This window comes from Sphingomonas sp. DMC6, assembly GCF_056314225.1.
This window is the reverse complement of the sequence record NZ_JBQUYT010000002.1, coordinates 45,698-62,239: the sequence shown is the minus strand read 5'-3', so window position 1 is coordinate 62,239 and position 16,542 is coordinate 45,698. Positions and strand designations below refer to the sequence as shown.

Sequence of the window (16,542 nt, the reverse complement as noted above, 5' to 3'; positions counted from 1 at the left end):
CTCAATGCGCCGATTGGCCGCGTGAAGCGGGTTCGAAGGCCGCGACACGCGCGGGATAGGTGACATAACCAAACCGTACCCGGCGCCATTCCGCAGCGGTGGCGCGCTTTACGAACCCCTCCCGGTTGGGAAGCTGCATGATTTCGCTGGCCAGGGTTACGTCCTCGACAGTCCTTTTGCTTTGCATGGATGTCGAGCGGGACGTGTAGCGCCCACGGGTGCGCGATCGGCTGACATCGTCTCGCTCGACCTCGCGACTGCCGATCAGATCCGACGCAAGTTCCGCGGTGCCTCCGCCTTCGCTGAGGCCCGAGCGCAGGAGCAACAGGTTTCCGCAATTTTCGATTATCGTATGCGCGCCCTCGCCGTAGACCGCTTTCACCTGGGCGGAGGATTGGAACCCGATCGCGACGCAGCCGCCGAATTTTCTCAGACGCGCCTGCGCATCCTTGAGCCCCTCGATCCGCCCCAGCGCATCCAGCTCGTCGATGTGAAACCATATCCGCCGGTCCAGATCAGGCGGGAGCGACAGCGTTTCGAGGATCGCGATGTTCATCCAACAAGAGATGAGGCCACGAAGAGCCGCGACCTGGTTCGCGGTGTAGGGCAGCCAAAGTGAGCCTGTGCCGGCGCGAATCCATTGCCGGATTGAAAAGGGCTCGCCGTCCAGCGTGGTGATAAAGCGCAGATTCCCGATCGCAGGCGCCAGCGTGCCGAGAATGCTGGCGAGCATTTTCTCGCCGCCCGCCTCAAAGTAGCGCGCGGCCGCCGTCCCCTGACAAAGAAGCTTCAGCTCCGCGACCGAGCCCGAGGCGAGCATCGCTATAAGGTCACTGGTCGTGCCGAGCCCCAGACGCCCGAAATTCTCGAGCGCCGCCGCAAGCAGCTGCTGAGCGTAGCTAATCCACTGGTCATGCTCGCCAATACCGAGATGCGGCAGCACCGATTGAGCGAGGAAGGCATGATCGCCGGGACCCTCAATTTCACTCAGCAGGTCCCAACGCGCGCAGCGCCGGTCGAACGGATTGAGGATCACGTCGCCGGGCATGAAGAATGCGCTCATGGCGGCGCCGTCGGGGTCGGCAACGATCTGGCGATCACCGCGCCGGATCGCATCGGACATGAGCGCGCGAAGCGCGGTCGACTTGCCCGAACCCGTCGCGCCGATCGCCGCGACGTGCATTGTCTCATCCTCACGCGAGAGGGGCACTCCCGCGAGCGTGACGCCTCCGGTGAGGCGGGCTTTGAGGCGGCCGCCGCGCTGACCGGTGAAGACGCCGACGCGCGTACCCCGCAGGTGCGTGACCTTGCGCGGGCTCGCGGCAAGACGGGCCGCGATGGCGCCGCCGAGGAACCCGAATGCTGCGGGCATCATCACTGCAAGCGCCCAGCTGTCAGCCCGGAAGCTGGTATAGAGCCAATAGCCCAGCGCGCTCCCACCTAGCCAGCCAAGCGGGGCATGAGCCACCGGCCAGAAGGTCCGTCGGTCTACACCCTGAACGAGGGCAGCCGCGATGACCCCCGGTAGTGCGGCGAGCGCGAACCAAAAGTGATAACCATGGAGTGCGAGCCAAGCCCATCGCTGCTCAAGCCATGGCTCGAGCGCGTGCCGATGCATCCAATGCTCGCGCACGAGGTCTACGAGCGCGAACCGTCCGTCGGCCGGTATGACGAGGCGCACAAGCGGCCAGCACAGACCGATAGCCGCGATTGCGGAGAGGAATGCGATCTGCTGAACGCCGGGTTCTGACCCCCGCCCGCCGCCGGTGCCAACCGTCACTGTCACCGCTCAGCTCCATAGTCCTGCTCGCGCGAGGCGCCCGGCGCTTTCTTCGCGGCCGACAATGCTTCGCGCATGGACTCGGCTGTGTGGCGCGGCGCGCGCGCTCGCGCCGCCATCATGCCGCGTAGCACTTTCGCCTGTTCGCTGCTGGCGGCATCGGCGGTGCGGCCGGTCTCCTTACCCTTGCCAGCAGCCGGCCGAGCCTCGTTCTGACTCCTGCTAGCATCGGGTGTTGCGGTCGTGCTGCGGTCGCGCGAGGCAGTGCCAGGCATTTGTCCGCCCGCGGCCGTCACACGATCACCGCCAGCGTCCTGACCAGCTTCCGGCGCCCCCGTGCGTTCGTCGCCCGACCGACCGAACACGCGCGACACCAGCGCGGCAAGTCCACGCGGCTGCTCACGTGGCGCACCGACATCGGTGTCGTTGATGGCGCGAGCACCGCCGTTGCGTTGCGGCTGTACCGAAGACGTCACCGGACGCTCATAGTCGAGCGCCATATCCTTCGGGCGCTCTCGCGACAGCGTGCGGAGCAGCGCTGCCTCATTGGCGAAGTCATCGCGGCCATAATGGAGCGTGGTGCCCCCGCGATGGCGGGTGAGCGCCACGTAGCTTGCATGTGCATCGAGCCCCGGCGTCGCCAGCACATGCGTCTTGTCGACGGTCATGCCCTGGGTCTTGTGGACGGTGGCGGCATAGCCATGGTCGACATGGGCGTAACTCTTGAGGTCGACATTGATCCGTCGGCCGTCGTCGAGGCGCACCGCGAGGCTCTCAGGGGCCGACCTTTCGACCGTTCCGAGCGTGCCATTCTTCACGCCGAGATCACGCTCATTCTGGAGGAACAGGATCCGGTCGTTGTCGGCAAAATCGCGCAAGCCCCGGTCGGCGCGGATCGCAACGTCGGTCCCAAGTTCGCCGGCTGCGTGAAGGCGCTCGCGCGCGGCGCGGTTAAGCATCTGAACCTCCTGGTTGGTGTGGGTAAGAATGATGCGCGAAGCGCCGGGATCGGCCCGCCGATCGGCTTCCCAGCGATCGATCAATGCAGCTCGCGCCGCATCGCGCGTATTGGCGGCATGGACCATGCCAGCGTTGGAGTAGGCGGAAATGGCCTCGCCGGTCCGTCCCGTCGCAAACGCGCGTGTCGCCTCGCGCATCCACTCCGCATTCTGCCGGCGCACTTCGCCGATCTCGGCAGCGCCGTGGCGCTCGGCTAGCAGGCGAAACGCCGCGCCTGCCTCGATCGCCTGGAGCTGTTGAACATCGCCGACCATCACCACCTTGGCGCCGGCGCCCGCCGCTTCGGCGAGCACGCGCTGCAGCTGCCGGGTGCCAATCATGCCGGCCTCGTCGACCACCAGCACGTCGCGGGACGTGAGGCGATCACGATCGCGCGCCCAGCCATGTTCGAGGCTGGCGATCGTGCGCGACGCGATGCCCGACCCGCCTTCGAGAGTTTCCGCAGCGATGCCGGAGAGCGCGGCGCCGCGCACTGTGTAGCCGGCCGCTTCCCACGCTTCCTTCGCAACGCCCAACATCGCCGACTTGCCGGCACCCGCATAGCCGACCACCAAAGCGAGGCCGGGTTTGCGCAGGACATGGTCGAGCGCAGTGCGCTGTTCGCTGCCGAGCTTTAGGCCGCGCGTCTGTGCGACATCGACCGCGCGGCCAATATCGGGTCGGGCGACGGGATGAGCGCGCGAGGTCGCAAGTTGTTCAGCGTCCCGCACCAAAGCTTGCTCGGCGCTCATCATGCTTGTCGTCGTGAAGCGCTCGGCGCCGTTACCGTCGCGCCCGAGCGCAAGCACGGATTCGTGGTTGCGCATGGCTGCCAGCACAGCGTCGAACTGTTCCTTGCGGTCGGAATGTCGGTGCGCGAACATGGCAAGATCGCGCACGGTGAACGTCGCCTGCTGCCGCGTCAGGGTTTCCAACCCGATGCGCGGATCGGCGATGATCGCAGCACCGTTGTCACGCGCGATCGTGCGATGGTCCTCGGCGCGCTCGGCGTCCTCGCCCTTCGCCTCACGGCGCGCGCCGGCGGCGCCTATCTTGTGCTGCGGCTCAAGCTCAATGCCTTGCGCGTCATAGCTGCGATGGTCGATGCGCGTCTCGATGCCGAGTTGCGCCAGGCGGTCGTTGACGTGGCTCGCCCAGTTCTCGCGCCATTGCTGGAGGAGTGCGGTTGCATTCCACTCGCGCACCTTCGGGCCGAACCCGTCCGGCCCGACTTCGCGCATGGTGAGCATGACATGGGCGTGTGGCTTGGGCTCACCATCGGTGCCAATATCCCAATGGACATTGAGATCGGCGACCATGCCGCGGGCCACGAATTCCCGAGAGACGAACTCGCGGGCGAGCGCGATGCCCTGTTCCCGCGTCATCTCGCGCGGGATGGCGAACTCCACCTCACGGGCGAACTGCGCGTCCTTCCGTTTCTCGGCCGCCTCGACCTCATTCCAAAGCGTTTCGCGGTCTCGTATCCGCTCCGGCGCGCCTTCCGGCAGCATAACTTCGGAATGGACGACGCCGGGCTTGTTGGTGAAGTCGTGATGGCGTCCGAGCCGCTCGTCATGAAGACGCGACGCCGAGCGGTAGGCGGCCGACGCCACCGCGCTGCGGCCGGTGCCGCGTCCCATGACCTTTGCCGAGAAGTGATAGATCGCCATGACGGCAACCCATCTACGCCTGAACTCGCGACGTCGGTACGACGTATAAGCGCGCTCTCCTACGCTAGAGCGCTCCGGAGAGATTTGCAGCGTTGAACCGGCCCTCAGACCGCCCAGCTAGATCGCATCGACAGCACAGATGGAGTTGCGACGATGCGAAAGGTACGGGATTTCGATGCCGAGCTTAAGGCGCTCAACGACAGGGCCAAGCTGCTCAAGCAGCGCAAGATCCAGCAATTCGGCGAACTGATCGAGGCGACAGGCGCCGATGCGCTCGAGCCTGATCTCCTCGCCGGCGCCTTGCTCGCTGTCGTCGCGGAAACAGACAAGGCGGTCATGACGAAGTGGAGCGCGCGAGGAGCGCAATTCTTTCGGGAGACAAGCCGGCGATCCTCGCGCCGCGCTAGTAGCAACAATGCAAGCGGCAAGGCGGCTGAGGCAGGCACGGAACCGGCTTGAGGCGGCAAGGGCGAGGATCGACACGAGAGAATGGGTTGTGGCCAGGCGCGAACGCACCAAACATCTGATCGAGCTGGGTGGCCTCGTGCAAAAGGCCGGCCTCGTCGGCTTGGCGAACGATGACCGGGCTTTGTTGTATGGCGCGTTTCTCGACCTGGCGGTCCGACTGCAGGGCGATGGCGGTGCGCAATCGAAGCTCCTGTACCGGCGACGCGGCGCGCGAGCGTTCGCGACCGAAGCCGAGGAAGCTGCACGTACCCAAGGCCGCAAGCCGAGGCCAACCAACGCCGCGTCGGATGATGAACTGTAAGCTGGGTGCTGAAGCCGGCAACTGACTGGTGTGGGGAGGAAGACCATTGCTCGATGTCAAACCGCCTTGCGTGCGGAGCTCGGTCAGCGCAGATGCGGCAAGGCGGCTTCGATCGCCGCCTGCGCCGCCGGCACATAGCTCTGCCACATAGGCTTGCCTTCGAACTTCGTGTTTTCGGGATTGCCCTCCATGCGGCAGAGCGCCCGGGCAGCAGCTTCGATCGCTTTGTCCATGTCTGACATGAGCTGTTTCCTCGACCAGACCAGGTGCTCGGATGAGAAACCGTATAGTGCAAGGGCGGCGCTGAGACACGAGTGTTCCGCACGGATACGCCGTCACCCCTTATGGCGCGGGACTCGTTCCGTCGCTCTCGCCGGCACCACGGGAAATCGGAAAGAGCGAACTGCGGCTTCGTGCTTCGGGAAACCCGCGCGATGCTCTTCGTGTGGTCGGCAGATCCGCCGAATTGTCGCGCCCCGGTCGTGTTATGAACAGCAGGGCCTCCTCCCAGCGGGGCGCGGGCGCGACCGCTGGGCGAACTTCGCCACTTCCGCCGAGGCGCGCGGCATAGGCGATCGTTTCCGCCGGCAGTTCCGCACCATTTTGAAGAAAACGTTGATAGCGGCCGGGACCCGCATTGTAGGCGGAAAAGGCGCCGGGCCAGCCATAGCGTGAAGCGAGCTCAGCAAGATACATGGCGCCGCCGATCATGTTCATGCGCGCATCGAACGGATCGGATCCGAGACGGTAGCGTCCCGTGAGATAGCTCCATGTCGCCGGCATGATCTGCATGCACCCCATCGCGCCTTTCGACGAGACGATCCGAGGATTGCCGGCCGATTCCGCTTTCATGACGCGCAGGATGACGTCGACCGATAATCCCGATCGACTGGCGGCCTCCGGCGCATGCACCGCGCAGGTATTGGCGGGGCCCTGCAAGGTCGGCTGCGCTCCAACCGGGTTGGCCTGCGCAATCAGCGCCACGACGCCACAGGCGATCTTCAGCGCCCGCCTCATGACCAGGTCCACAGTGGTGCGGCGAATCCGACAACCTGGCCCCGATCAATCGGCCCAAAATAGCGACCGTCGAAGGAATCTCGGTGCGTCGGCGCAATGAGGAACAGCTGATCCGGTCGTAGTCGGCGGCACCCTGACCAAGACGGCAGCGGACGGCCGAAGCGATCGCGCGGCAGCGCGGCAGCGACTGCCCGCCCGTCGATGGTCACGCGCGAACCCAGGCGGCAGATCGTCGCACCGCTCGTTGCCGCGACCGGCTTCACCAGCAGGACATTGGCCTCGACATAGCGACGCTCCGCCATGAAGCGGGCGAGCGCGGGTGACGGCCGCACCGCGACCATGTCGCCCACGCGCAAAACATGAGCCCGATCGATGCGGTAGAGGCCGAGCGGCACGCTCGCCGACGCATTCCAAACGAGGCGCAATTGGGGAGCGTGGATTGCCGGAAGGAGCAATCCCGCGAGCGCTGCCGCGCCCGCAGCGAACAGCCCGGCATGGCCGTGACGGCGCAGTGACTGGCGATGCGCGCGGTTGAAGCGAGACGGCCCGAGCAGACCCCGGATCATCGCTCTTGCTCCGAGGCGTGCCCGGGACGGCGCGCGGCCGGAAGGACCGAACCATTATTCGGATCAGAGGTCGAGGCGCACGCTCCGCGGTCGACCCAGGCGCGCAACTCCTCGAGCGTGTAGACGACGCGGCCGCCGATTTTCCGGTAAGCCGGACCGGTGCCGTAGGTCCGATGTTTCTCCAATGTGCGCGCCGAAAGGCCGACATAGTGGGCGGCCTCCTTGGTGCGCAGATAACGAGTGTCCTTGATGATGTCGGGCATGACCGGGCTCCTGATTCGAGGAAGCGGGGCGCCTGCAAAGCGTCTCGCGAACCCGGTCATCATCGGTGACGAAAGGCAGGCCGTGGTGGCCGGAAACCGGGGTTCCCGCTTCCGGCCACATCACCAGTTCAGTGGCTGCTAGGATACCGGACGTGAGCCCAGCAGTTGCCGATACCCACCTGCAACCATCTCGGACGCCGCTTCGGCAAGACGGCGTAGATCCGAACGCTCCGAGCTCGACCGCCAATCGTCCGGCATCGGTTCAAGCAGCTCGGCGGCAATGTCGCGGAGCGACGCGCCGGACTGCGCGAGGTCGTACAGGCACAACATTGCGGCGTGCCGATGCGCCTGGGCAAACGGCGCTGCCCGGATTGGATGTCCGAGACCGATCGCACGGCGGAAGTTCGATGCGGCACGAACCCGATCGACGTGGTTCGTGTCGGGATGAAGGTAGAGACCAAAGCTCCCGCCGGGGATCGGCTCGGCGCGCGCGGGCAGCCAGAGCGACAGCTCGGATGCTCCATGGCGGTGGATCAGGAGATGTGAACCCGTCGGCGATGCGATGCGGACCACGCGGTCGCCCCAGCGCTCGGGATGAAAGCGAAGATCGCCCGCGGAGGCGGCCCACCGCACCGGGCGGACGATCGTCAGGACGGAGGTGTCGAGCTCCGGGATCCACCCGATCGCCGGCGCCGCCGTCGCCGCGACGTCAGGGTGCGGAGCGAAAGGTCAGGCCCCAGGGGGACCACCTCCTCGCCAACGGGTGCTGCGGGATGTTCACCTGCGGCCGTGCCGACCGGCGCAGGGCGGCATCGGCGGCTGACGCCGCTCTACGAGCGGTGGCGCCTGCGGACAGCCAGATGGACCGGAAGTCGGGATTGCGGCGGAGCCATTCCCAAGCAAAGCCACGCGCATTCAGATTGGCAAGGGCGTGATAGCCTTCGGGTAAGCGCAAGCGATTGTAACCTGGCATCGTTCACTCCTTCGATGCCCCCTGCGGCTAAAGCTATGTTGACGTGTCGCTGCACCACAATATCGTCGGCGCTTATCAGCGGATAAGGTAAAGCTACTGCTAATCATTAACATTTAGAACCAGAATGGAGCAAACGAAAGCCCCGCCCGGTCGATCCGGGCGAGGCTGGTTCGATCCGATCAGTCGCCGTTGCGGCGCGACTGGCGCGACCAGATCAGATTGAAGGTTTCGCCGTCCTCGTCGTCGAAGAGGTTGGCGTAGATCGGAGCGGTGAAGCTCGGATCGTCGAGCTTGAGGCCCAGATAGTCACGGCCCTCGTTCGACTGCTTGGTCCAGGCGGCGCCAATTTCGGCCCGGCCAACCATCACCCGGTGCGACGGGGCATTGTCATTGGCGCGGTTGCTGTCGGGAACGATCCGGACGCCCTTGGCCTGGACGCTCAGGGTAACGATGTCGCCGACGAACTCGCTGTTGGCGGTCTTCTTGAAGGTGCCGATGGTAGCCATGTTAAGTCTCCAGTCTTGATCCACGAGGTCCGTGCCCATCACGGTCTCGATGGCTTGGGACATGACCGGGGCTGCCGCGGCTGCAGTCGTCAGACCTGAAGCGTCAGCGGAAGACGGCGGCGAGACGCTTTTTTGACCCGCGAGGAATGCCGGCGCAGCCGACAGGGGAAAAAAGCGACCCAGAGCCGTTGCGGCCATGAGCGGCAGAGGCGAAGCCGGTCCCGGTCATCAAAGCCATGAAGAGAGGCCGTTTGGGCACTGGCCTGGATCCGCCGCCTGGAGACGTGGCCCCGACGATCAACGCCGTCCAGAAGCCTCCATCCGCGTTCGCGCGATCGGATAAATCTGCCTGCGAACAGGCTGGCTGGTTTCCCATCTGGGCCCGGACCGCACCATGATTTCCTTCGCGGCGAAGAACCGGACCGGGCCAAACCCGCCGCCCATTGCCAGCGCGATGAGGACCAATAGAAGGGTCGCGTCCGACACTCTGGGTTTGCGCTCCGCTGCCACCTCTCGCAGAAGAGGCGGGTGATCCGGCACCATCATCCTCGCCCCTTTCGGCCTTCGGTGACCCGGAATTAAAAAGCCCCGCCCGGATCGACCGGGCGGGGCTGTTTGGCGAACAACGGACGCTCGCCGTTAGCTGATTGGACGGCCTACCCGATGCGCGGCGACCGCAGCCGTCAGGAGGGCAACAAGAGCACAGGTCGCGACACTGGCGAGGCCGAGCAACGTGCCGAGCGCGTTTGCGGTCGAGAAGCCAGCAATAGCCGCCGGAACAGCGAAAGACACGATCAGGAGCGCCCGAGACGAGCGGCCCGGCAGGGTGAGCGCCGCGAACCGGCCGAGCGCAATCACGCCCATGAATGTTGCTACACCGATTGCAACTGACGCCAGTGGCGACACGCCGAGGGCGCTGGCAGCGAGGCCAGCTGCAACGCCGGCGCCGATCGGAAGTGCCAGCGTCGCGCCTGCGAAGACCGCATAGACGAGAAAGCCGACGCCGATCAGGCTCAATGGAAGAAGGATGAACATGGCTACGTCCTTTCGATCAAGAGATTGGACGCGCTTCCACCAGCCACCACAGCGCGCGAGGAATATAGCAAAGGACGCGCGGCGGCGAAACCGCCGCCGCGGCAAGTGGTGAGAGCATCGCGGCAATTACATTGCGAATACGTCATATTCGCGGACCACATGATCGGCGTCGCCGTCATAGTCATCGCTTGGTAGCGCATTATAGCCCTGGTCGGTCTCGATCAGGATGATGATGACCTTGAGGGTGCAGGCGAGGTTCCAGGCGTAGCGCTGCGCGGCTTCGAGGCTCATGATCTGCTCCTGTGCTAGGGCGGGGCCACTCCCCGCTCGACAGGCGCCGACGCATCCGGGCGCGCGGCCGCGATCACCGCGTCCGGGAGGGCAAAGCCCGAGCAGCGGCCGCATGCGAAGCATAGCGGACCCCTTGCGGGTTGATCGTTAAGGCCGCGGGTCCGGAAAGGACTAGCGCCCCAAAGAGCGGGGAGTGGCGCCGTCCACAGGCAAGTCGAGCTTCGATGCCCTACTGGTCCAGGAAAGCTCGCTCATCTCCTAGTCGCGACAGTTTAATGGAGGACCAGCCAAGTCGGATGCTCCCCGCCGCAAGGCGCAGCCGAAAGTGACTGTGCCCCGCGAACTGATTGGCTCCGTCACTCGAATTTCCAGACCGGAATGCCCGCCTTGCGGGCCTTGTCGGCGAGGTTGGCGCTGATGCCGGTGCCCGGGAAGTGCATGACGCCTGCGGGCAGCTGCTCGAGCATGACATCGTTGCGCTTGAAGGGAGCCGCCTTGGCGTGCTTGCCCCAGTCGGGCCGGAAAACGATGGCTGTGATCTTGCGATCGCGCGCCCAACATGCCGCGATATGCTCGGCGCCGGTTGGCGTTCCGCCATGCAGCAGGACCATATCGGCGTACCTGGCGAGAACGCGATCGAGGGCATCCCAGATGCGCTTGTGATCCTGATAGTCGGGACCACCAGTGATGGCGATGCGGGTGCCTGCGGGGATGAGGAGTTCGGCGTCTGCCCGTTTGCGCGCCATGATGAAATCACGGCTGTCGATCATGCTCGCGGTCAGCGTCTTGCGGTTCAGCATTGATCCCGATCGTGTGACCCAGGGCTTGCGGCAGTGCGTCTGGAATTGTTCGGCGAAGGCATCGCGAAAGGCTTCCATCGCATCGCGTCGTTCGAGCAGGCTGCGGCCGATCGCCGTCGACGTTTCCAGCTCGACGGAACGAACCTCCGAGCCATCCTGCCCGCGTTGGAGACGGCGTTGCTCCTGCTCATTGTCGTCGAGCTCGCGTTCGACCCGTTCGCCTGCGCGGTGGAAGACGTTGGTGATGCCCCAGAGCAGATCTTCGAGGTCGGGTTCGAGCCGCGTGTCGGCGAGCGCCGCGACCATTGCATCGAATGTGTCGGCGGCGGCACCTTCGACCAAGCGGGCTGCGGGAAGCGGCCGAGGGTCGGCTTCGTCGTCGAACGGCCGCCGGCCGTAGAGCTCAAGTTCGTCGAGCAGGTGCGCGATGTTTGACTGTTCGGGTTCGGGTTCGTCGTGATCGGTCATCGTCTCATCCTCGCGTGACCGCGCCTCTCGCGGCCTTCGTGGCGACGACTGGCGGCGGCCGCTCGGCCCGCGCACCCCGAGCACTAGCGATACGGCACGTCAGAGCCGGCGGGGCCGAAGCGACGCGGAGGACGGCGGAGCGCGGCTATTTTGGATCGCGATGCAAAGCGCGGAAGCGAAGCGGCCGCGCGGCGGAAAATAGCCGCGGCGCAGCCGTTGTGCGGGCCGGGCGGCTGTCGATCCGTCGCCCTCTCAGAAGGCCGGGGCGCGGGACATCAACGTGAGGATCGATGACGGATTTGCGCACCGCTCAACTGCGCACAGTCATGCGGCTCAGATCATCGACATCGATGAGCGTGCGGAGAAAGTCGCGGAATGGATCGAGCCCCATCTGCTGAAGGTCGGTGTTGAAGTCGTCCGCCTTAGGCTCGAGGTCGATCATCTCGATGCCGGCGCCGGCTGTTCGCTCGCGGAGCCTGACCATCGCGTTGGCTCCGGCAGGATCGCGGTCGCGCGCGACATAGAGCCGACGGAGCATCGGAGGAAAGCGGATCGCGGCAAGGTGCGCGGAGGACAGCGTCGCGATTGCCGGGAGGGCCGTTGCTGCCATGCGCATCGATAGGACGGTCTCAAGACCTTCGCCTGCGATCATGACCGGGCTTGCGTGACCGAACCGCACGCCCATGCCAAGAAGGTCGCCCATCGCTCGGCGCGGCGTCACGATCGGCGCTTTGTCGGTGCCATCCGATGCCAGCCAGGTGCGATGGCAGCCCGTGATCGTGCCATCCTCATCTGTGACGGCGGCGATCAATGCCGGAAAGGCGTTTGGCGTGCCCGGGGGATCGTCGTCGGATGGGCGATACCAGCAACGAGGATGGAAGCGGAGCCAGCGTTCGGTGCGGATGCCGGTGATCCCCCGCGCCCGAAGATAGCGTTCGGCCAGCGTGCCGGCGATCGGCAGTGATGCGGCGAACAGGCGTACCGCGGCCTTGCGCGATCCCCGCGGCGCGGCGGGCTGGTCGGGGTCATAGTCCGGTACCTCGCGTGGAAGAGCCAGGAAGCGGCGCGCCTCGTCGAGGGTGTCGGACAGCAGGCGGTGACCGCAATTGAGCCCGATCAGGTCGAGGAGATCGCCATGCTCGCCGGTGGCGGCATCGGTCCATTTGCCGGCCGCGCCCTTGCCATGCTCCCCGCCCTTCAAGCGGACATAAAGGCTGCGGCCCTTCGATCCCTGAATGTCGCCGGCGATCCAGTAGCGGCCCTCGCGGTGGCCCGCGCCAAGATAATGACGGCATACGGCCTCGGCGTTGCGGGCGAGCTGCCGGGAAAGATCGGTTGCGATGCCGGCCATAAAGGTTCTCCAACAAAAATGGGGCCTGCCGCTGCGACAGGCCCCAGAATGGACAGGAGCTATTCCGCCGCGATGGCGAAGGCCTCTTCACCCTCTGTCTCATCGTGCTCCGGCGCGGGTTCCGACTCCACGGCCGGTTCGCCGTCGATCGCTGCCGAATCTTCGACCGGTTCGATGGCCGGCGTGCGCAGTGGCTCGGCGAGCCAGCCGGTCTGCCCAAGCAGCTGTTCGGCCTCCTTCGCCATCTCGGGCTTCTTGAGGCCGGAAAGGCGCGCCGCGACCTCGGGACCCCTGGCTTCGTCGACCGCGCTCAGGATGCGGGCCTTCGTCACGCGGCCCAGGTAATTGTCGACCGTCGCGCTCCAGCCCGCCGCGACCATGTCGAGTTCAGCGGCTCGACCGAGGACATGGCTGTGCTCGATCCGGCCCGAGACGGTCCGTGCCGAGACGCGCCCCTCATTGTAGCGGTTCGCGGGTTCCCAGACCGCGTTGACGCCGAACGACGCACAATGGGCAAAGAGCGCCGCCTGATCTTCGGCGCTGAGAGCAATCAGCGCATCCCAGAGGTCTTGCGGCTGGTCGGGCAGACGTTCGGCCCAGCTCTCGTGCCGCTGGTCGATCGCGCGAGCGGAGGCGCTGTCGCCCAAGCCCGGCGCATGGGTGCCAAGACTGCCGCCGCGAACCGAGATCTCGATGCAGCTCGTGCCCGACGAATAGTGGTAGAAGGTGTCGAGCGCGAGCGCGTGGAGAACGGCGGCGAAAGCGACCTGCGGGTGCGTCGCGACGGCATTGCGCAATGCAAGCGTGCGATGCGTGGTCAGCTCGGTGACCAGGCGGTCGGGCAACGGACGCAGCAGGTCGTCCTGCTCGTCCTCGTCGGCCGGATCGTTAGTGCCCGGCGCACCTCCGACGGTAACGATCGCCGGGCGGGCGTCGTCATCGGCCGTTTCGTGCTCGGGATCATCGATCCGCATGCCGTGCTGCTCGTCGCCGTCAGCGGCAGGCTCCTCAGCAGGTTCATCCTCGGGCCGGACGTAACCACGCTCGATGTAGAGCGAGCCGTCGACATCGATGCTGACGAACGCGCCAGCACGGGCAATCTCGGACGGCTGATAGACCAGCGGGCGAGAGACAATCGCGCTGATCTCCTCATCGATCGCGGTGACGCGGGCGTCGACCTCGTCGGGCACCTCGGCCGTACCCGACCATTCCTCCTCGAGCGCGTCGGCTTCCTCGCGAAGCGCTGCAAGCCTGGCCTCGTCGGCTTCCGTCATCTCCGGCTGGTCGCCGGCGATCACGCGCATCCCGTCGTCATAATCATAGGAAAAGTCGACCGCGACCGCGATCCACTTCCAGCCTTCCGCGCCGATCCGCGCGCCCTCGGCCTTGAGCTTCTCGTCGACCATGCGGTCGAGCAAGGTCACGTCCTGCAGCCATCCGCCCTGGTCGTCTTCGAACAGGTCGCGCAGGACATAGCCGCCCGCTGCGACATAGGCATCGAGCCCGACGAAGCGGACCCGCTTATCCGTTGCCCGCACCGATTGCTCGGTCAGCTTGGAGCGGATCATATAGGGCTGCTGGTTGTAGCTGGACTGGAGCATGTCCCAGACCTGCTCCTGGCGCTCATGGTCCTCGGAGACCGAAAAGGCCATGAGCTGTTCGAGTGTCATGCCGTCTTCGGCGTAGACGTCGTGCAGCTTCGGCGACACGGAAGCGAGGCGCAGCCGCTGCTTCACGACGGCAGCGGTCGTCATGAAGGTGGCGGCAACGGTCTCGATGTCGGTGCCCTGGGTCACCAGCTGCTGCATCGCGCGGAACTGGTCGAGCGGATGCAGCGCCTCGCGATGGACGTTCTCGGCGAGCGAATCCTCTTCGGCCGAGACCTGATCATCGTCGCGCACGATGCACGGGACAGCCTGGGTCTTGGTAAGACGACGCTGCTTCACCAGCTTTTCGAGCGCGCGGAAGCGGCGGCCGCCGGCCGGCACCTCGAACAGGCCGGTCTCATTGCCCTCGGCATCACGCTGGGCTCGGACGGTCAGGCTCTGCAAGAGGCCGCGGCGGGCGATGTCGGCGGCGAGCGCGTCGATCGAGACGCCGGCCTTCACGCGCCGGACATTGGCCTGGCTCAGCACCAGCTGATTGAACGGGATGTCTCGCGAACCGCTCAGGACGATCTTCAGATGCTTGGTCATGGGTCTTCTCCACAACGGGCGGCCGGGAGACTCTCTCTCGACCCTCAACCCGTCATGGAGCCGGCGCAGCCCTCTCCCTCTAGGAGGGTGAGAGCCGCGCCGGCGCCCGATCTGGGCAATTAATCCGGAGGCAGGTTGCCGGGCGGCGACCGCCGGAACAGGGTTTCGGTCCAGAGGATCGAACCTGTCCGGCGAGACCAGGTCGCCCAGACCGACAGCGGCACCTCGGACATGAAAGCCGCGTCGATCTCGATGCCCATGCCGAACGGCAGGCGGATCGCGGACAGCTCGCCGAGCGACCAGGGACCGACCTCGGGACAACCAAACCCAAGGTCAGCGAGTCCCCAGAGCACATCGCCATCCCCGGCGAGTTCAGTGGCGAGCCAGGTCTGGCTCCCGAGCGGGTTGAAGAATTTGACCACGGGCGGCGGGTCCGGTTGGGACTTGTCCGACTGTTCCGCGGCGCGCCGATTGATGTCATTCGCCCGCAACGCGTAGCGAATGGTTTCAGGGAGCACGATCATGGGATCGCTCCTTTCGCTATGTGAGTGCGAGCACCGTCAGGCGGCGGCGGCGAGGAGCTTGGCGGCTTTGCCCTCAAGATCGAGTCGGGTGTCCTGATGTGGCTTGTCGCGCGCGACCGCGGTGATCCCCTGAACAAAATCGAAGATCGACGCAGGGGGATGACCCTCTTCGTCGAGCACCGTGGCGATGATCCGGTCGGTGTCGCCTTTCGAGAAACCGCGTTTGCGCAGGAAGGCTTGCCGGTCCTCGGCGGTGCGGGCGACCAGGCGCTCGCGCGCGGCTTTGATGCCGGCCATGAACGGGACCGGCGACGACGTCGCGAAACTCTCCAGCGCGGGCGCCGCCTCGTGCGCGAAGCGGTTCCCGGCGAACTTGCTGTGCCGGATGCTGATCTCTTCGAAGCCCTCGGCGCCCCAGATGTTGCGGTTCATGCAGACGGCCCGGAGGTAGAATGAGGCGATGCCCAGCGTCTTGGAGCCCACTTCGCTGTTCCACGCGTAAAAACCGCGGAAGAAGAGGTCGGGATCGCCGTTCGGCAGGCGCCCGGCTTCGATCGGGTGGGCATCGTCGACCAGAAAGAGGAAGACGTCGCGATCGCTCGCGTAGAGCGTCGTGGTGTCCTTCGTCACTTCCACGAACGGGTTGTGGGTCATGGTCGACCAGTCGAGCAGCCCAGGCACCTTCCAGCGCGTGTCGCCGGTGCCGTCGCCCGCGATCTTCATGACCGCTGCGACCAACTCATGGTCCCAGATGCGGCCATAGTCCGGGCCGGTGACGGCACGGAGCTCGATCCGACCGTCGTCGGTTTCCAGCGTCTTTATAAGGTCGGCACGATGCGACAGCAGGCCGTGCTGCATGTTGATGCCTGCCAGCGGCGCGGGAAGCTGGCGGAGATAGCCCGAAGGGGCGCCGACCAGGCTGCAGAGCTGACCGAACGACCAATGGGTCGGGGCGATCGGCTCGTCGCGGCCGGGCACGAGCAGCGCCAGGTGCTCGGCATCGTCCCGCCTCGCCTCGACCTTGACGTCGCGGGTTTCGACCGTCCGCGCGGTGGCGCGGTCTGCCCGGGCCTTCACCGCCGCATGGAGCGAGGACAGGGAGAGGAAGCGCTCGTCGTCCGGGCGCGAGAACCATTCGGATGATACGCGCCCGATGCGTTGGCCGCGCGAGATATCGACCTTGTAGCCGCTCGACGGAGGCCGGGAGGTGTCAGATTGCGTGAGGATCGTCGCCATGGGAATTCTCCGCGACGGGCGCCGAGAGCCTCTCTCTCAGTCCTTACCCGTCACGGGAGCTTCCCGCTCTCCCCTCACTCTCGGGGGCGTTGCGGGGCA

18 protein-coding genes are annotated in these 16,542 nt (G+C 65.8%); 2 read left to right on the top strand and 16 right to left on the bottom strand.

All coding sequences use genetic code 11. The features are described 5' to 3' along the window. Position 1: 1 nt before the first annotated feature. Together ACT53M_RS04110 and traA are read right to left on the bottom strand one after the other, a co-directional pair. Positions 2–1,786, bottom strand: a complete 1,785-nt coding sequence (locus ACT53M_RS04110) for a type IV secretion system DNA-binding domain-containing protein (protein WP_476231667.1) — start codon at positions 1,784–1,786, stop codon at positions 2–4. Beyond that, complete coding sequence (gene traA / locus ACT53M_RS04105) at positions 1,783–4,449, bottom strand: Ti-type conjugative transfer relaxase TraA (protein WP_476231665.1); 2,667 nt, start codon at positions 4,447–4,449, stop codon at positions 1,783–1,785. Before traA ends, ACT53M_RS04110 begins: the two co-directional genes overlap by 4 nt. Positions 4,450–4,602: 153 nt before the next feature. On the opposite strand from traA, the gene ACT53M_RS04100 reads away from it, so the two are divergent. Both ACT53M_RS04100 and ACT53M_RS04095 read left to right on the top strand, forming a co-directional pair. After that, positions 4,603–4,908: a conjugal transfer protein TraD gene (locus ACT53M_RS04100; RefSeq protein ID WP_476231663.1), complete on the top strand. Its 306-nt coding sequence runs from the start codon at positions 4,603–4,605 to the stop codon at positions 4,906–4,908. A gap of 37 nt (positions 4,909–4,945) precedes the next feature. Continuing rightward, complete coding sequence (locus tag ACT53M_RS04095) at positions 4,946–5,218, top strand: conjugal transfer protein TraD (protein WP_476231661.1); 273 nt, start codon at positions 4,946–4,948, stop codon at positions 5,216–5,218. Positions 5,219–5,301: 83 nt separating this feature from the next. Here ACT53M_RS04095 and ACT53M_RS04090 read toward each other — a convergent pair whose 3' ends face one another. The 14 genes from ACT53M_RS04090 to ACT53M_RS04025 form a co-directional block, all read right to left on the bottom strand. Beyond that, positions 5,302–5,460, bottom strand: a complete 159-nt coding sequence (locus tag ACT53M_RS04090; protein ID WP_476231660.1) for a hypothetical protein — start codon at positions 5,458–5,460, stop codon at positions 5,302–5,304. Between the two features lie 100 nt (positions 5,461–5,560). Continuing rightward, the gene (locus tag ACT53M_RS04085; RefSeq protein WP_476231658.1) at positions 5,561–6,247 is read right to left on the bottom strand and encodes a lytic transglycosylase domain-containing protein; all 687 of its coding nucleotides are present in this window, start codon (positions 6,245–6,247) and stop codon (positions 5,561–5,563) included. Then, positions 6,232–6,801 (bottom strand): S26 family signal peptidase, encoded by a 570-nt coding sequence (locus ACT53M_RS04080; protein WP_476231656.1) that lies wholly within the window; start codon positions 6,799–6,801, stop codon positions 6,232–6,234. The genes ACT53M_RS04085 and ACT53M_RS04080 overlap by 16 nt, the downstream gene beginning before the upstream one ends. Further along, a complete protein-coding gene (locus ACT53M_RS04075; RefSeq protein WP_476231655.1) occupies positions 6,798–7,064 on the bottom strand; it encodes a helix-turn-helix transcriptional regulator in 267 nt (88 codons plus the stop codon). The genes ACT53M_RS04080 and ACT53M_RS04075 overlap by 4 nt, the downstream gene beginning before the upstream one ends. A 138-nt stretch (positions 7,065–7,202) precedes the next feature. Then, the gene (locus tag ACT53M_RS04070; protein ID WP_476231654.1) at positions 7,203–7,697 is read right to left on the bottom strand and encodes a DUF2285 domain-containing protein; all 495 of its coding nucleotides are present in this window, start codon (positions 7,695–7,697) and stop codon (positions 7,203–7,205) included. 76 nt (positions 7,698–7,773) lie between these two features. After that, on the bottom strand, positions 7,774–8,037 hold the full coding sequence (locus ACT53M_RS04065) for a transcriptional regulator domain-containing protein (protein WP_476231653.1): 264 nt from the start codon (positions 8,035–8,037) through the stop codon (positions 7,774–7,776). A gap of 179 nt (positions 8,038–8,216) precedes the next feature. After that, entirely contained in the window at positions 8,217–8,543 is a 327-nt protein-coding gene (locus ACT53M_RS04060) for a DUF736 domain-containing protein (RefSeq protein ID WP_476231651.1), read from the bottom strand. A gap of 639 nt (positions 8,544–9,182) precedes the next feature. Beyond that, positions 9,183–9,578, bottom strand: a complete 396-nt coding sequence (locus tag ACT53M_RS04055; protein ID WP_476231650.1) for a hypothetical protein — start codon at positions 9,576–9,578, stop codon at positions 9,183–9,185. A gap of 126 nt (positions 9,579–9,704) precedes the next feature. Further along, a complete protein-coding gene (locus ACT53M_RS04050; protein WP_476231649.1) occupies positions 9,705–9,869 on the bottom strand; it encodes a hypothetical protein in 165 nt (54 codons plus the stop codon). A 356-nt stretch (positions 9,870–10,225) separates the two neighbouring features. Further along, a complete protein-coding gene (locus ACT53M_RS04045; protein WP_476231648.1) occupies positions 10,226–11,137 on the bottom strand; it encodes a DUF2493 domain-containing protein in 912 nt (303 codons plus the stop codon). A 310-nt stretch (positions 11,138–11,447) separates the two neighbouring features. Then, positions 11,448–12,488, bottom strand: coding sequence for a DUF7146 domain-containing protein (locus tag ACT53M_RS04040; RefSeq protein ID WP_476231647.1), 1,041 nt, complete (start codon positions 12,486–12,488; stop codon positions 11,448–11,450). A 59-nt stretch (positions 12,489–12,547) separates the two neighbouring features. Continuing rightward, positions 12,548–14,683 (bottom strand): ParB/RepB/Spo0J family partition protein, encoded by a 2,136-nt coding sequence (locus tag ACT53M_RS04035; RefSeq protein WP_476231646.1) that lies wholly within the window; start codon positions 14,681–14,683, stop codon positions 12,548–12,550. 119 nt (positions 14,684–14,802) lie between these two features. Next, entirely contained in the window at positions 14,803–15,207 is a 405-nt protein-coding gene (locus ACT53M_RS04030; RefSeq protein ID WP_476231645.1) for a DUF2958 domain-containing protein, read from the bottom strand. A 36-nt stretch (positions 15,208–15,243) separates the two neighbouring features. Next, entirely contained in the window at positions 15,244–16,443 is a 1,200-nt protein-coding gene (locus tag ACT53M_RS04025; RefSeq protein WP_476231644.1) for a DUF932 domain-containing protein, read from the bottom strand. Positions 16,444–16,542 lie beyond the last annotated feature (99 nt).

Excerpts from the sequence above, each read along its gene's own strand:
- ACT53M_RS04075 (WP_476231655.1), bottom strand. The coding sequence starts at position 7,064 with ATGCCCGACATCATCAAGGACACTCGTTATCTGCGCACCAAGGAGGCC.
- ACT53M_RS04035 (WP_476231646.1), bottom strand. The coding sequence starts at position 14,683 with ATGACCAAGCATCTGAAGATCGTCCTGAGCGGTTCGCGAGACATCCCG.
- ACT53M_RS04045 (WP_476231648.1), bottom strand. The coding sequence starts at position 11,137 with ATGACCGATCACGACGAACCCGAACCCGAACAGTCAAACATCGCGCAC.
- ACT53M_RS04065 (WP_476231653.1), bottom strand. The coding sequence starts at position 8,037 with ATGCCAGGTTACAATCGCTTGCGCTTACCCGAAGGCTATCACGCCCTT.
- ACT53M_RS04025 (WP_476231644.1), bottom strand. The coding sequence starts at position 16,443 with ATGGCGACGATCCTCACGCAATCTGACACCTCCCGGCCTCCGTCGAGC.
- ACT53M_RS04040 (WP_476231647.1), bottom strand. The coding sequence starts at position 12,488 with ATGGCCGGCATCGCAACCGATCTTTCCCGGCAGCTCGCCCGCAACGCC.
- ACT53M_RS04100 (WP_476231663.1), top strand. The coding sequence starts at position 4,603 with ATGCGAAAGGTACGGGATTTCGATGCCGAGCTTAAGGCGCTCAACGAC.
- ACT53M_RS04050 (WP_476231649.1), bottom strand. The coding sequence starts at position 9,869 with ATGAGCCTCGAAGCCGCGCAGCGCTACGCCTGGAACCTCGCCTGCACC.
- ACT53M_RS04080 (WP_476231656.1), bottom strand. The coding sequence starts at position 6,801 with ATGATCCGGGGTCTGCTCGGGCCGTCTCGCTTCAACCGCGCGCATCGC.
- ACT53M_RS04055 (WP_476231650.1), bottom strand. The coding sequence starts at position 9,578 with ATGTTCATCCTTCTTCCATTGAGCCTGATCGGCGTCGGCTTTCTCGTC.
- ACT53M_RS04030 (WP_476231645.1), bottom strand. The coding sequence starts at position 15,207 with ATGATCGTGCTCCCTGAAACCATTCGCTACGCGTTGCGGGCGAATGAC.
- traA (WP_476231665.1), bottom strand. The coding sequence starts at position 4,449 with ATGGCGATCTATCACTTCTCGGCAAAGGTCATGGGACGCGGCACCGGC.
- ACT53M_RS04060 (WP_476231651.1), bottom strand. The coding sequence starts at position 8,543 with ATGGCTACCATCGGCACCTTCAAGAAGACCGCCAACAGCGAGTTCGTC.
- ACT53M_RS04090 (WP_476231660.1), bottom strand. The coding sequence starts at position 5,460 with ATGTCAGACATGGACAAAGCGATCGAAGCTGCTGCCCGGGCGCTCTGC.